Source organism: Acinetobacter lwoffii (assembly GCF_049367455.1).
Lineage (GTDB): Bacteria > Pseudomonadota > Gammaproteobacteria > Pseudomonadales > Moraxellaceae > Acinetobacter > Acinetobacter lwoffii_W.
On record NZ_JBMPXW010000001.1, the window covers coordinates 2,518,510 to 2,531,608 of the forward strand.

Here is a 13,099-nt window from a genome sequence, read left to right on the forward strand (position 1 = left end):
ACGCTAACACCCGAGTTCCTTTTTTTATATTTATTATTGGAACAGCCAAAAGTGTCCCCACGCACTTTCAGCTGTTCCTTTCCTCTGCACAGTTTTTGTTTTCAACCCTTATTTTTATACTTTCCCCAAGGTTGTTTTTATATAAAGCAATGTTTATTCCATCGCTTCATTTTTAAGATTTAAATAAGTTCAAACCCTTAAATTTTTCCAGTAATTGTTCTTGTGTTTCCCGATACTCCGGATGTGGAACAATGCATTCAATCGGACAGACATGTACACAGGTCTGATGCTCATAAAAACCGACGCATTCTGTACAACGGTTCACATCAATTTCATAAACTTTCGCACCCTCATAAATCGCGTCATTTGGGCATTCCGGTAAACACATATCGCAATTGATGCATTTGTCGGTAATTAGTAGTGCCATATTTAACTCGCTTGATAAGCCAGTGAAGATGCCGAAATATCCATAGTCGAGCTTGGCAGATTACGGATGAGCAGGGCATATTGCATATCAATATCTGCCGGAACTGGAATCTCAACGATATGACCTGAACCTTTGGCGTCTTCGATCAGATTACCTTTTTTGTCTTTCATTTCGGTTAAATTGAAAGTGATATTGCCTTTAGTCGTCATCAGTTCGAGTGAGTCACCGACGATAAAACGGTTTTTCACATCGATCTTGATGTAATCTCCATTGCGCTCCAGTACTTCACCACAGAAAATTTGATGATCAAAACTGGAAGAACCATGTTCATAATTCTGATATTCACTATGCACATGGCGGCGTAGAAAACCTTCGGTATAACCACGATTCGCTAAGCCTTCCAATTGTGTCATCAGTGACGGATCAAAAGGTTTACCTGCAAGCGCATCATCAATCGCTTTACGGTAAATTTGAGCAGTACGGGCGCAATAGAAATAAGACTTGGTACGGCCTTCGATTTTCAGTGAATGCACACCCACTTTAGTTAAGCGCTCTATATGCTGGACTGCACGTAGATCTTTAGAATTCATGAAATAAGTGCCGTGTTCATCTTCTTCTGCGGCAAACATATCTTCATCATTCCGCTGCAATAGCACAGGCTCATCAAACTGATGTTGTTCTTGCATGTGCTGTTCATCAGCATCTTTAGAGCAGCAGCCTGAATCCAGATTTTTTACTGGAATGACATCACCGGTTTCATCTTCCTTGGCATCCAGAACTTTATATTCCCAGCGGCAGGCATTGGTGCAGGCACCCTGATTGGCATCACGTTTATTCATATAACCGGACAACATGCAGCGGCCAGAGTAGGCCATACATAATGCGCCATGAACAAAGACCTCAATCTCCATATCGGGCACTTGCTGTTTGATTTCTGCAATTTCTTCAATCGACAGTTCACGTGACAGAATGACACGGGTCAGCCCCATGTTTTTCCAGAATTTCACGGTTGCCCAGTTCACGGCATTGGCCTGAACCGACAGGTGAATATCCATCTTTGGAAAATGTTCACGCACCAGCATGATCAGACCTGGATCGGACATGATCAGCGCATCCGGCTGCATCGCGACAACAGGTTCCAAGTCACGAATAAAATTTTTCAGCTTGGAGTTATGAGGTTGGATATTGACCACCACATAGAATTTTTTGCCTAGTTCGTGTGCTTCTTTGATGCCAATCGCTAAATTGTCATGGTCAAATTCATTATTACGAACACGCAGACTATAGCGCGGCTGGCCGGCATAAACTGCATCTGCACCATAAGCAAAAGCATAGCGCATATTTTTGAGTGAGCCAGCTGGTGAGAGAAGTTCGGTAACGGTGGTAATGCTCATGATCAAATCGAAAGACATATAAAAAGTACGGCTTTATTCTAATCATCTGGAATTTGGATTCAACCTAGTAAATCACTCGGAAATACGCGATTTGGATGTAAAACAAGGTTCTTTTTTAAGTAGGGAATCCTCCATAAAATATCTTCAATATTCAGTCATTTTCAGGATTTTCAAGCGTTTTTAAAATCTGGCAATGATCAATGGTGGTTGGGGTATTGCAACTTTCTCTCAGTGTGATCAGTTGCCGTTCAAATATCTGTAATTCTTTAATTTTATTTGAAATATCCAAAAGATGCTGATCAATCAGCTGGTTGACGGCACAGCACTCCTGCTCTGGATTTTGTTCAAGTTGAATCAGGGTTTCTATCTCTTTTAATGACATGTCCAAGGCGCGACAACGCTTGATAAAAAGCAGTCTTTTTAAGGCGTCTTCACCATAATAACGATACTGATTACTTGCTCGAAAATTCGGCTGAATAAAGCCTTTTTTCTCATAAAAACGTAGGGTATCAGTGCTTAGACCAGTCTTTTTGGCCATTTCTGAAATCAAATAAACTGACATATCGCCCTCATGCTTGACCTTGGAGTTAGTCCATAGTTTCTAATCAATTTATCGTATTTTAGATAGAAAATCATCGGGGGAATGATATGGCCTGTAGTTGTAGTCCTGAACCGGCACCCATCAAGCCCAACAGCAAATTTAGAACAGCGCTATGGATTGCCTTGCTGGTGAACTCCACTTTACTTGTAGTGGAGCTGATCGGCGGTGCATATGCACATTCATCAGCCTTATGGGCAGACGCGCTAGATTTCTTTGGTGATGCGGTCAATTACGGGATTTCTTTGGCTGTACTCGGTGCAAGTCTGTATTGGCGGGCAACAGTCGCTTTGGTGAAGGGAATGACCATGGCATTGTTTGGTCTGGTAGTGATTGGCAAAGTGATTTACGCCTATCTGCAAGGCATTCCACCTGAAGCACTAACAATGGGCCTGATTGGCGTCCTAGCCTTGGTGGCGAATGTATTTACAGCAGCAATTCTTTATGCTTTTCGTGAAGGTGATTCCAATATGCGGTCGGTTTGGCTTTGTAGCCGCAATGATGCGATTGGCAACTTTGCAGTCATTTTGGCAGCCGTAGGCGTATTTGGTACAGGTAGTCTTTGGCCAGATATTATTGTGGCTGTGATTATCGCAACACTCGGCATCACATCAGGTTATCAGGTGATTAAGCAATCCCTGGAAGAAAGATCACTTAAACATAAATCCAGCTAATTTTTATATTTAAAGCTGTCCTGCAGGGCAGCTTTTTATTTATTTCCATTTTTATAATATGTGAAAAATAAAGCTTTACAAATTAATAAATTAAATTAGAATCTCTGGCGAAATTCATAAAATATACATAAATTTTAATAATTTATTTTTATATTCTACGAGGGTTAATGTGAATTTAATTAAAATTTTTTCAATATTGGCAATATCGGGTTTAGCCGCTTGTAGTTCCAAAGTCGTGACTTATGATGCAACAGGAAAAATCATCGGTTCATGTATGGCGACGCGTGGCCTACTTTCAATCGCGAGCGCACATTGTAGTGGTTCAGGCGATGCCTTGGGTGTGAATTACAATACGCCAAATGCTGCTACAGGCCTATTACCAACGCCACCAAGCCAAAATCAGATTAATTTAAAACCGTAAATAATAAAGGGGAAGATCATGAAATTATCAGCACTTATTGCACTCGTAGCGACTGTTATATTGACGGGCTGCGCATCGTCAGTGACTACATTTGACTCTCATGGCCGTATGATTGGTTCATGTAAAGCGCAAACGGGTTTCATCATTGCAGGTGGCGCAGGCTGTTCAGGTTCTGCAAATCAGGAAGGTCGTGATCGTTAATTATTTAGTGATTATTCCAATAAAAAACCGGACTTAAAAGTCCGGTTTTTTATTTTAGAAAATCTTATTTTTCTACGAATGCACGTTCAATCACGTAGTCACCTAGAACGCCCATTTTTGGAGATTCTTTCAGACCGTGTTGATCAAGAAGCGCAGCAACGTCATCTAGGAATGCAGGGCTACCGCATAACATGGCACGGTCAGTTTCCGGGTTGAAACGTGGCAGACCGATTTTTTCAAACAGTTCACCGGTTTCAATCGCGGTGGTTACACGACCTTGGTTTGGATATTCTTCACGGGTTACAGTCGGGTAGTACACTAATTTTTCTTTGGCACCCAGTTCCGAGAAAAACTCGTGATTTGGTACTTCATTCAGAATCAAATCTTGATAAGCCAGTTCAGAGATAAAACGGGTACCATGAACCACAATGATTTTTTCAAAACGTTCGTAAGTTTCAGGATCACGAATCGTTGCCAGGAATGGCGCCAGACCTGTACCAGAAGACAGCAGGTACAAGTTTTTACCCGGATTCAGGTCATCGAGTACCAATGTACCTGTCGGTTTTTTAGAAACCAAGATTTCATCGCCGACTTTTACTTTCTGTAAAATCGAAGTCAGTGGACCATCAGGCACTTTAATCGAGAAAAACTCTAACTCTTCTTCGTAGTTGGCGCTTGCAATTGAATATGCGCGCATTAACGGCTTGCCATTGACTTCAAGGCCGATCATTACAAACTGACCGTTTTTAAAACGCAAAGCAGTGTCGCGAGTCGTTTTAAAAGAGAATAAAGTATCATTCCAGTGGTGGACGTGAGTAATCTTTTCGACGTTAAAAGCAGCCATTAAAGGTCTCAATAAATTATCAAATTAGAACAGCTTGCTATTCTAAACTAAATCCATTCTCTATAAACTGAATATATTTAATTGAGCTTATCAAAAAAAGTGATGATGAATGAACTCACACTGCCGATAATTGGCTATATGCATTCTCCCTACCAAGAAAAATTTGGCATTCCTCGTCAGCCGAATCTGGTTCAGGTCGAAAGCTATATCGAAATGGTCGGGCCCTATAATGATCTGCTCGCCTTTGAGGGGATTGAAGAGTTCAGTCATCTTTGGCTGGTCTGGCAATTTCATGACAATAAAAACCAGCATAACAGCCAGTTTCGTCCACAAGTGCGTCCGCCGCGTTTGGGTGGTAACAAGAAAATAGGCGTTTTTGCTACGCGCAGCATGTATCGTCCATCACCGATTGGTTTATCTGTGGTCAAACTCAAAGAAGTGAGAAAGGTGGGCAAGCATGTTCGAGTGTATGTGACAGGGAGTGACTTGCTCGATGGCACGCCAGTTATGGATATCAAACCTTATATTCAATATTCGGATGCTATCATTGAAGCACAAAGCGGTTATGCGCAGGATGAACCATCACGTAAAACCGTCATTTGGAGCGATGAAGCGGAGCAGCAAAAGCAACAATTACTAGGAAATGGAAAAATCTCTGTGCAGACTATTCAGGAGCTGGAAGCTGTCTTATCTCTAGATCCAAGACCTGCATATCAGGAAGATGAAGAACGGGTATATGGGATGAAGTTTGCAAATGTTGATATCCATTTCAAAATTCATGCTCAGCAAGTGCTAATTGTTGCTATTCAGCATATTCCTTCCTAGATTATAGGTTCCACCACAACAAGCCGATCAATGCCGCCATATGCAAAATCTGCACAGGCGCAAAATAAAGGACAAACTTCCAGCCACCGGTCAAAGCGGCATTGGCTGACTTGGCCAGGGCATGAGCACCTAGACCTAAAAGCAGGGCGTAAATCAAACGGAGATTGGAGGGATCACCTTGAACGACGACACTGGCCATTGCGGCATGAATCTCGAACAGAGAGGCGAGTAAGGTCCCGACCAGTAGGCCGGCATCCCCGAGCCAGACCTCCAGTCCGTAAACTCCAGCCTGAATCAATGTTAATGTGACTGCAATAATCACAGCTTCTTTTAAGCTGAACATCTGGCTGTCTGATGATTCCATGCTCGGCGCAGGTTTTGCCTTGCGCAATAATAAAAATGCACAGGCTGCCAGAAGGATTACGGCAACTAAAGAGGGCAAAAGCAGGATTTTCAGCCAGTTCCATGATACCCCTCCAACCACAATCAATAGCAGTACAATGGTCGAGATACAGGACATCAGCGCGGCACCGGCATTCGATCGTGCATCCATTTCACCTTTACGGACCTGTAAACCTAACTGAGCGATGGTCGCCGTACTGGAAACAAAACCGGAAGCAATGGAGGACAGCATCAGGGCATTTTTAGTCGAAAAAAAGCGTTTCGCAATATGCGCCAGAGCTTGTACCACTAAAATTAAGGTCAGTAATTTTAAGATAATATAAGGGTTAAGCACTTCTCCCCAAAAAGGGCGATCAGGGGTCAGCGGCAGACCAATCAAAATTAAGGCCAGTAATAATAGTCCATCCCTAAATTCGGCTTCTTTAATCCATTTTCCGGCAATATTGTGCATGGTATGTTTGGCCATCAAAATACCGGTTAAGAGCACAGAAAGACCGGCTGCCAGAGGAATATTCCACAAACACATGGCGCCAACAAAATAGGTCATCACAAATGCAAGCTCTGTGGTAATGCCCGGATCATCTGGTTGATTTTTTATGGATAAAATGACCATACCACCCACGATCAAAGCACCTATTACAGCAATCACGATTCCAAAAAGGAAACACAGTGCGCCCAATAAAGCACAGATCGCAAAGGAACGTAAGCCGGCAAAACTCGGCTGCTGCTCACGTTGCTTATGCCGTTCCCGCTCCAGACCAATTAGCAGGCCGCAGCCCAATGCCGAGGTGAGTATCGTGAGCAGTTCATGAAAAGAATGCGCATGCAGGGGAACCGCAGTCAAATCCATCTGTGACCTCAGCAAGCTAAGAGTTGATTATTTAAAAATATATGTGATGAGATCAGGTTTGCATAGATCAAAAATGTTGCAGTAGTGATCAAATCCATTCTTTACTTTCTTTTTGAGATTGAAATAGAAACGTACATTCGATAGGTCGGGAGCATGCGAAAAACTGCAAAAACTTGTTATAGTGGAGGCAAGTTTGGGGACTGATAATAATGAAATTTGACTTTGAAATTGATACGGCATGGTGTCTAGACCAACTCTTTAAAGACGGTAAAATCAGTGAACGCGACCGGATGCTGGTACAGACCACTCATCGGCAACGTGAACAATTAAAATGGCACCCTTTACAGTGGATTGCCAATTTTAATCTGGTCGATCAGTCCCATCCCCAAACGACTTTGACCCTGAACCGTTTATGTCAGTGGCTGGCAGAAAAAACCGGATTGATGTTCTATATTATTGATCCGCTTAAAGCTGATGTACAGGCATTGACCCATGTCATGTCGCAGGAATATGCACTGCGCAACCATATTTTGGCAGTAGAAATTCAGGCAGACAAAGTTCTGATCGCCACGGATCAGCCTTATAAAACCGAATGGGTCTCAAATCTCGAGCAAAATATTTCCCCGAAAAAAATACAACGGGTATTACTGAATCCGGAACAGTTACAACGTTATATTACTGAATACTATCAAGTCAGTCGTGCAGTTAGTGGATCGCAGAAATCCTCTGCCTATGACCGGGAAAATAAGGGCGTCGAAGCCTTGCTGCAACTGGGTGATTCCCAGAATCCGGATGCCAATGACCAGCATATTGTCAAACTGGTGGACTGGGTGCTGCAATTTGCCTTTGAGCAGGGCGCCAGTGATATTCATATGGAACCGCGTAAAGACACCGGTAAGATCCGTTTCCGGATTGATGGGGTGCTGCATACGATTTACAACATGCCGGCCAATACATTGACCGCCGTCATTTCCCGAATCAAGATTCTGGGCAGGATGAATGTGGCGGAAAAACGTAAACCACAGGATGGCCGCCTGAAAACCCGAACACCGAAAGGACAGGAAACCGAACTCCGTCTATCGACCTTGCCAACGGCATTCGGCGAAAAACTGGTGATGCGTATTTTCGATCCGGAAGTGCTGGTCAGAAGTTTTCAGCAACTCGGGTTTGAAGGTCATTTGCTGAATGACTGGAACAATCTGACCAGTCATAGTCATGGCATTATTCTAGTCACAGGGCCAACTGGTTCCGGTAAAACTACTACGCTTTATTCAACCTTGAAGCAGCTGGCGACGGAACAGGTCAACGTCTGTACCATTGAAGACCCGATCGAGATGCTGGAACCCAGCTTTAACCAGATGCAGGTCAACAATGGCATTGATCTAGGCTTCGCTGATGGCGTGCGCGCATTGATGCGTCAGGATCCGGACATCATCATGGTGGGTGAGATTCGTGATCAGGACACTGCCAATATGGCGATTCAGGCAGCATTGACTGGTCACCTGGTTCTATCGACTTTACATACCAATGATGCGCCGTCGAGTCTGACCCGTCTGCATGATCTGGGCGTACAGCCATTTTTGACAGCAGCAACCATCTTGGGTGTTCTGGCTCAGCGTCTGGTACGTCAGCTGTGTCCACACTGCAAACAGGAAAGCTTCCTGAACGAGCAGGAGTGGCAACATCTAGCTGTGGATTATCCGCTGCCGCGGCCGGAATTTGTCTTCAAAGCGGTGGGCTGCGAAGAATGCCGGCATACCGGCTATAAAGGCCGTATCGGGATTTATGAGTTTATGCCATTGAGTCTGACCACCAAACAGTTGATTGGTGCCGATGCCAACCTGAACCAGCTGCGTCAGCAGGCTAAAAAAGAAGGGGTAGAGCCGCTCAGAATTGCCGGGGCACGCAAGATTCTGGAAGGTGTGACCACGCTTGAAGAAGTCTTGAGAGTCGTACCCTTAAATTAATTTTGAAAATGAAGTAATCTTAAGATTCAATTCATCTTCGGCTGTTTTAATAGCATCATCGAAACAAGGCAAGACTTTAAAGAGGTAACTGCGATGAAAATGATGATAAATACGGTTTTGGCAGCTGCATTGATGGGTTCTATTGCGACGGCTACGATAGCAAGTAGTGACACTGCTGTGAATCAGGCCGCTTTTGCTAAATCGACTACAGTCAAACAGGCACTGGCCATGAAAGATGACAGCAAGGTTCAGCTTAAAGGTTATGTCGTAAAAGCGGTCGGTGATGAAAAATACCAGTTCCGAGACAGCACAGGAACTATTACTGTTGAGATTGATGATGAACTTTGGCAAGGCAAACCGATTTCAGCCAAAACACCGGTAATCATCACAGGTGAAATCGACATTGATTATAAACCGGCAAAACGTGTTGAAATTGAGGTTGATCAGGTTCGTTTCTAATATCGCCTGATTTGCTGAAATCAATTTGAACACAGCGACAAAAAACCACATGCAAGTTACCAAAAAGCATGTGGTTTTTTTGAGTCTGGAACTTTTTCAAGGCAAGATAGAACAAGGAAGCAAACGGAGCAGAATATGCGTATTCTTTTGGCAGAAGATGATCAGTCTCAGGCAGACAGTATCCAGACCTGGCTGGAAATGGATGGTTATGTGATTGATCGGGTAGAGCGCGGTGATCATGTGATCCTGGCGATTGAGCAGCATCAATATGACTGCATTCTGCTGGATCGTGGCCTGCCGAATGCCACTGGAGACGAGATTCTGAAAAGTTTGCGCAGCCAACAGCAAGATACGCCAGTGATTTTTATTACAGCTAAAGACAGTATTGATGACCGCGTCGAGGGGTTGGATTTAGGCGCGAATGATTATCTGGTCAAACCTTTTAGTCTGGAAGAACTTTCGGCCCGAGTTCGTGCCCAACTCAGACAGAAACAGCAAACACCGAATCATATCCTGCAATGGCAAGATCTCAGTCTGGACACTCAAGCCAAGACCCTAACTAAAGAAGGTCAAGCTGTGAATCTGACTGCGAAGGAATTTCAAATTCTATACAAGCTGATGCAGCAGCCTGAACATATTGTCACCCGTGAACAGCTGGAAGAATCGCTGTACGCTTGGGGTGATGAAATTGAAAGTAATGCCATTGAAGTATTTATCTATCAGCTGCGTAAAAAAATCGGCAGCCAGATGATCAAGACTATTCGCGGTCTGGGCTATCGCATGCATAAGGCTGAGGTATAAACCTATGTCAGCTGCTATTTCCTTGCAAACTAAACTGATCAAACATGCGCTGTTCAGTTCGATATTGGCTGGAATATTGGCCTGGCTGCTGTTATTGGGAATTTCCAGTTATCAAGCCAGTCAGCTGCATGATGAATTAATGGAGCAGATTTCTGAGTTGCTGCTTGGCGATGTGACCCAGGCCAAAGACGCCCAGGTCGATGAACTCAGTGAACAGTTCGATATCCAGTATGCCTTGTTGCTAGATCAGCAGATACTGACTACTTCGATTGATGATGAATTAATTAATACCATTCCAAAAGCACAGAACAACGGCTTTCAGTTTGCTTATGAAAATGGTCATTTTATCCGGATACTGACTGCGGAAGATGACGACCTTCAGGTCAAAATCGTACAGCCACTTTCAGTACGTTTCGATGAACTCTGGCAAACTACTTTGGGCTTTGCCGGGATCTTATTCACTTTATGGCTAGTGCAATGGCTGATTCTAAGGGTCTCGGTCAAACGCCAGTTACAGCCATTAAACAAGATTTCCCGGGAAATCGGTTCTAAAACTGCTCAGGATCTAAGTCCTATTAAAACACCTGACCCTGAAATCACTGAACTGCAACCGATTGTACGTCAACTGAATGCCATGCTCGGCCGGCTGGAAAAGTCACTGGCTGCCGAACAGCGTTTTACTGCAGATGCTTCACATGAGCTGCGTTCGCCACTGTCTGCGATTCAAATGCGTCTACAGGTTCTAAAACGCAAATATCAAGATGATGCACAGCTCCCTCAGGCATTGCAGTTGATCCAGAATGATGTCAACCGCGGTACGCAGGTGCTGGAAAATTTACTCTTGCTGGCACGACTCGATCCGGAGCGCACAGAGCAATTACCAACGCAAACGATTAATCTTAAAAATCTGGTTCAGGAGGCTTTGCAGGCATTGCAGCCTTTTGCAGAAGAAAAAGACATTCATTGGAATCTAAACCTTGAGGATGCTGTGATCGAAGCGAATCCAGAACTGATTTTTAGTTGTATTCGCAATCTGGTCGACAATGCTATTCGTTATACGCTGCCACAGGGACAGGTCGAGATCCGAACAGTTATTGAGCAGCATCAGATACAACTATTGATTGAAAACTCAGGAGAGGGGATTGCTGATGAGGTAATGGAACGTTTAGGTGAACGTTTTTATCGGGCTTTGGGTACGCGAACTCAGGGTTCAGGTTTAGGCCTGTCCATTTGCCAGAAAATTATGGCACTACATGCAGCTAAAATTGATTATGCGCCGTCGGTGTTGGGCGGACTTAAAGTGTCATTGAGCTTTAAACATGAATCCTAATCAAAGATTAAAAAACTAAAAAGCAGTATGCGCTGATTCATACTGCTGCTTCCCACGTTTGTTATTATTAGAACTGATTTAATTATTTGGTCAGAATAAGACGGTTATTGCGGGTCAGACGCAAGCGGTATTCTTCGCCGGCATGCATGATCCGGATTTCACGACCCAGTGCAAACAAATTGTTAGAGTGCAGCATTGGCAAGGCATGATGAGTATCATTGTTACGGGTAAATAGGCTAAATGGGGCGTTCATTCCGTCGACTCCGTGGTGTGTTTTGGATTGATTTAAATGATAATCATTATCGAATAGGTCTGTCAACGAAATATTGAGCAATTTATAAAAAACTCTAATTTGCTTACAATCTGTAAAACTTTAACGGTTCTGTACATCATGACTAAAGCTACGATTCATGTCGCAATTGCGCTTTTATTTTATCAAAATCAGGTTCTCGTCGGCTGGCGTGAGGCCAAGCAGCATCAGGGCAATAAATATGAATTTCCAGGCGGAAAAGTTGAACAGGGCGAATTACCAGTCGAGGCATGTCGCCGCGAAGTGATGGAAGAGGTCGGCGTTGATATTGAACGTTGGCATGCCTCTGATTTTATCTCCTATGAATATGAAGATCTCATCGTCAATTTGCATATTTTCCATGCTTCAGTACAGCCTGCTCAACTGGCTGAAATCAAACAGCCTTGGCGCTGGTACAGCCGAGAAGAACTTGGTCGGCTGAATTTTCCGAAAGCCAATCAGTCCATGATCCAAAAGCTGCAATGGCCGCAGCGCATCAAGATTGCTGAAGATCTGGATATTTTATCAAGTCTGGATACAGATCAAATGTTATATTGGCGTTTAGAAGCGACGCCTGAACGGATCATGCAATTACACCAATATCCGGTAGATCAGCTCTCCAGGTTAATCATTAATCAGCAGCTTTGGTCACAACTGAATGAATTGCAGCAGCAGACGATTCGCACGATTCATCTAAAACAGAATCAACTAATGAACTTGAAACAAGGTGAATTGAAATCTGGTTATCGTTATCTGGCGGCTTGTCATGACCTGAGCGCTTTAATGCATGCAGAACAGATCGGTTGTGAAGCGGCTTTACTTAGTCCGGTACTGACGACTGCAACGCATCCGGACACGCCTGCGCTAGGTTGGGAGCAATTCAAGCAAATGGCAGAGCAAGTAGAGATTCCGGTTTTTGCTTTGGGCGGAATGAAAGCTGAAGAACTCGATTATGCAAAAAGCCAGCATGCTTATGGCATTGCCGGCATTCGCTATATTTAAACACTTTATTTAGAAAATAAATTTTCTATTGGTAAGTCAGTTTCTATGGAAAATTATCTTAAAGCTTTTTCAGTGCCTGTTGAGCTTGCTGAATCGCTTTGGCATTTTTCCGCAACTGAGCAGATTTAAGGCGTACTTGCCAAAGCTGCTTTTTCATGGCACTAGATTGTGCATAACTCAGGCCACGTAAGGCAAAAGCATCGGCGCTTGCTGGCTGATTTTTACGGTTGGCGATCATGCCCAAGTATAAATAGGTTTCTGGTGCCTGAGGGGCCAGTCGCTGTGCCTGAGTTGCAGCAGCTTCAGCTTGAGCAAATTGCTGCTTGGTATAGGCCTGCTGGGTTTGCTGCATCAGACTCTTGAAGGCCGGCAAATTACGGCCATCATCAAACTTTTGGCTTTTCGGCTTCTGTTCAGGAATGACAATTTTCTGACGTTTGATGTCAGGACGGTCATAAGGCGTAATCACGACGCCGTCTGGTGTTTTTGCCTTAGGTTTTTCCGTCGCAGGCTTGGCAGGGGTAACTGGCTTTTCTGGCTCAGATATACTTTGGCAGCCCACCAGACTGAGGATGAGCAAACCAGGGAGGATTTTTCTTAACATAAACATAGACT

At 43.9% G+C, this 13,099-nt stretch carries 16 protein-coding genes; 9 read left to right on the top strand and 7 right to left on the bottom strand.

Features of this window, described 5'->3' with window-relative positions; translation table 11 throughout:
* Positions 1 to 172: 172 nt before the first annotated feature.
* From ACO1B7_RS12085 to ACO1B7_RS12095, 3 genes are all read right to left on the bottom strand, one after another.
* The gene (locus tag ACO1B7_RS12085; RefSeq protein ID WP_129716475.1) at positions 173 to 427 is read right to left on the bottom strand and encodes a YfhL family 4Fe-4S dicluster ferredoxin; all 255 of its coding nucleotides are present in this window, start codon (positions 425 to 427) and stop codon (positions 173 to 175) included.
* 2 nt (positions 428 to 429) lie between these two features.
* Positions 430 to 1,839, bottom strand: coding sequence for a prephenate-dependent tRNA uridine(34) hydroxylase TrhP (trhP, locus tag ACO1B7_RS12090; RefSeq protein ID WP_129716477.1), 1,410 nt, complete (start codon positions 1,837 to 1,839; stop codon positions 430 to 432).
* 133 nt (positions 1,840 to 1,972) lie between these two features.
* Positions 1,973 to 2,383: a Cd(II)/Pb(II)-responsive transcriptional regulator gene (locus ACO1B7_RS12095; protein WP_129716479.1), complete on the bottom strand. Its 411-nt coding sequence runs from the start codon at positions 2,381 to 2,383 to the stop codon at positions 1,973 to 1,975.
* Between the two features lie 86 nt (positions 2,384 to 2,469).
* Between ACO1B7_RS12095 and ACO1B7_RS12100 the strand changes: the two genes are divergently transcribed.
* From ACO1B7_RS12100 to ACO1B7_RS12110, 3 genes are all read left to right on the top strand, one after another.
* Positions 2,470 to 3,093, top strand: a complete 624-nt coding sequence (locus ACO1B7_RS12100) for a cation efflux transmembrane domain-containing protein (protein ID WP_129716481.1) — start codon at positions 2,470 to 2,472, stop codon at positions 3,091 to 3,093.
* A gap of 169 nt (positions 3,094 to 3,262) precedes the next feature.
* On the top strand, positions 3,263 to 3,514 hold the full coding sequence (locus tag ACO1B7_RS12105; protein ID WP_129716483.1) for a hypothetical protein: 252 nt from the start codon (positions 3,263 to 3,265) through the stop codon (positions 3,512 to 3,514).
* A gap of 18 nt (positions 3,515 to 3,532) precedes the next feature.
* Positions 3,533 to 3,715, top strand: a complete 183-nt coding sequence (locus ACO1B7_RS12110; RefSeq protein WP_085064142.1) for a YgdI/YgdR family lipoprotein — start codon at positions 3,533 to 3,535, stop codon at positions 3,713 to 3,715.
* A gap of 64 nt (positions 3,716 to 3,779) precedes the next feature.
* On the opposite strand, the gene ACO1B7_RS12115 is transcribed toward ACO1B7_RS12110, so the two are convergent.
* On the bottom strand, positions 3,780 to 4,559 hold the full coding sequence (locus ACO1B7_RS12115; RefSeq protein WP_005170205.1) for a ferredoxin--NADP reductase: 780 nt from the start codon (positions 4,557 to 4,559) through the stop codon (positions 3,780 to 3,782).
* A gap of 105 nt (positions 4,560 to 4,664) precedes the next feature.
* Here ACO1B7_RS12115 and tsaA point away from each other — a divergent pair, with 105 nt between their 5' ends.
* Positions 4,665 to 5,384: a tRNA (N6-threonylcarbamoyladenosine(37)-N6)-methyltransferase TrmO gene (gene tsaA, locus ACO1B7_RS12120; protein ID WP_129716485.1), complete on the top strand. Its 720-nt coding sequence runs from the start codon at positions 4,665 to 4,667 to the stop codon at positions 5,382 to 5,384.
* Position 5,385: 1 nt separating this feature from the next.
* Here the strand turns inward: tsaA and ACO1B7_RS12125 are convergent, their stop codons facing one another.
* Positions 5,386 to 6,636 carry an MgtC/SapB family protein gene (locus tag ACO1B7_RS12125; protein WP_129716487.1) on the bottom strand — a complete coding sequence of 417 codons (1,251 nt, stop codon included), beginning with the start codon at positions 6,634 to 6,636 and terminating at the stop codon, positions 5,386 to 5,388.
* Positions 6,637 to 6,845: 209 nt separating this feature from the next.
* Between ACO1B7_RS12125 and tfpB the strand changes: the two genes are divergently transcribed.
* From tfpB to ACO1B7_RS12145, 4 genes are all read left to right on the top strand, one after another.
* Complete coding sequence (gene tfpB / locus ACO1B7_RS12130; protein WP_129716489.1) at positions 6,846 to 8,603, top strand: type IV pilus assembly ATPase TfpB; 1,758 nt, start codon at positions 6,846 to 6,848, stop codon at positions 8,601 to 8,603.
* A 93-nt stretch (positions 8,604 to 8,696) separates the two neighbouring features.
* The gene (locus ACO1B7_RS12135) at positions 8,697 to 9,062 is read left to right on the top strand and encodes a NirD/YgiW/YdeI family stress tolerance protein (protein ID WP_004645581.1); all 366 of its coding nucleotides are present in this window, start codon (positions 8,697 to 8,699) and stop codon (positions 9,060 to 9,062) included.
* 135 nt (positions 9,063 to 9,197) lie between these two features.
* Complete coding sequence (locus ACO1B7_RS12140) at positions 9,198 to 9,863, top strand: response regulator transcription factor (protein WP_129716491.1); 666 nt, start codon at positions 9,198 to 9,200, stop codon at positions 9,861 to 9,863.
* 4 nt (positions 9,864 to 9,867) lie between these two features.
* Positions 9,868 to 11,193 carry a sensor histidine kinase gene (locus tag ACO1B7_RS12145; protein WP_129716493.1) on the top strand — a complete coding sequence of 442 codons (1,326 nt, stop codon included), beginning with the start codon at positions 9,868 to 9,870 and terminating at the stop codon, positions 11,191 to 11,193.
* Between the two features lie 82 nt (positions 11,194 to 11,275).
* On the opposite strand, the gene hemP is transcribed toward ACO1B7_RS12145, so the two are convergent.
* On the bottom strand, positions 11,276 to 11,446 hold the full coding sequence (gene hemP, locus ACO1B7_RS12150; RefSeq protein ID WP_004645578.1) for a hemin uptake protein HemP: 171 nt from the start codon (positions 11,444 to 11,446) through the stop codon (positions 11,276 to 11,278).
* Between the two features lie 138 nt (positions 11,447 to 11,584).
* Between hemP and ACO1B7_RS12155 the strand changes: the two genes are divergently transcribed.
* Complete coding sequence (locus ACO1B7_RS12155; protein ID WP_129716495.1) at positions 11,585 to 12,484, top strand: NUDIX domain-containing protein; 900 nt, start codon at positions 11,585 to 11,587, stop codon at positions 12,482 to 12,484.
* 58 nt (positions 12,485 to 12,542) lie between these two features.
* Here ACO1B7_RS12155 and ACO1B7_RS12160 read toward each other — a convergent pair whose 3' ends face one another.
* Positions 12,543 to 13,088 carry a tetratricopeptide repeat protein gene (locus ACO1B7_RS12160; protein WP_129716497.1) on the bottom strand — a complete coding sequence of 182 codons (546 nt, stop codon included), beginning with the start codon at positions 13,086 to 13,088 and terminating at the stop codon, positions 12,543 to 12,545.
* Positions 13,089 to 13,099 lie beyond the last annotated feature (11 nt).

Coding starts and splice junctions, on each gene's coding strand:
- ACO1B7_RS12085 (WP_129716475.1), bottom strand. CDS start 427: ATGGCACTACTAATTACCGACAAATGCATCAATTGCGATATGTGTTTA.
- trhP (WP_129716477.1), bottom strand. CDS start 1,839: ATGTCTTTCGATTTGATCATGAGCATTACCACCGTTACCGAACTTCTC.
- ACO1B7_RS12095 (WP_129716479.1), bottom strand. CDS start 2,383: ATGTCAGTTTATTTGATTTCAGAAATGGCCAAAAAGACTGGTCTAAGC.
- ACO1B7_RS12100 (WP_129716481.1), top strand. CDS start 2,470: ATGGCCTGTAGTTGTAGTCCTGAACCGGCACCCATCAAGCCCAACAGC.
- ACO1B7_RS12110 (WP_085064142.1), top strand. CDS start 3,533: ATGAAATTATCAGCACTTATTGCACTCGTAGCGACTGTTATATTGACG.
- ACO1B7_RS12115 (WP_005170205.1), bottom strand. CDS start 4,559: ATGGCTGCTTTTAACGTCGAAAAGATTACTCACGTCCACCACTGGAAT.
- tsaA (WP_129716485.1), top strand. CDS start 4,665: ATGAATGAACTCACACTGCCGATAATTGGCTATATGCATTCTCCCTAC.
- ACO1B7_RS12125 (WP_129716487.1), bottom strand. CDS start 6,636: ATGGATTTGACTGCGGTTCCCCTGCATGCGCATTCTTTTCATGAACTG.
- tfpB (WP_129716489.1), top strand. CDS start 6,846: ATGAAATTTGACTTTGAAATTGATACGGCATGGTGTCTAGACCAACTC.
- ACO1B7_RS12135 (WP_004645581.1), top strand. CDS start 8,697: ATGAAAATGATGATAAATACGGTTTTGGCAGCTGCATTGATGGGTTCT.
- ACO1B7_RS12140 (WP_129716491.1), top strand. CDS start 9,198: ATGCGTATTCTTTTGGCAGAAGATGATCAGTCTCAGGCAGACAGTATC.
- ACO1B7_RS12145 (WP_129716493.1), top strand. CDS start 9,868: ATGTCAGCTGCTATTTCCTTGCAAACTAAACTGATCAAACATGCGCTG.
- hemP (WP_004645578.1), bottom strand. CDS start 11,446: ATGAACGCCCCATTTAGCCTATTTACCCGTAACAATGATACTCATCAT.
- ACO1B7_RS12155 (WP_129716495.1), top strand. CDS start 11,585: ATGACTAAAGCTACGATTCATGTCGCAATTGCGCTTTTATTTTATCAA.
- ACO1B7_RS12160 (WP_129716497.1), bottom strand. CDS start 13,088: ATGTTAAGAAAAATCCTCCCTGGTTTGCTCATCCTCAGTCTGGTGGGC.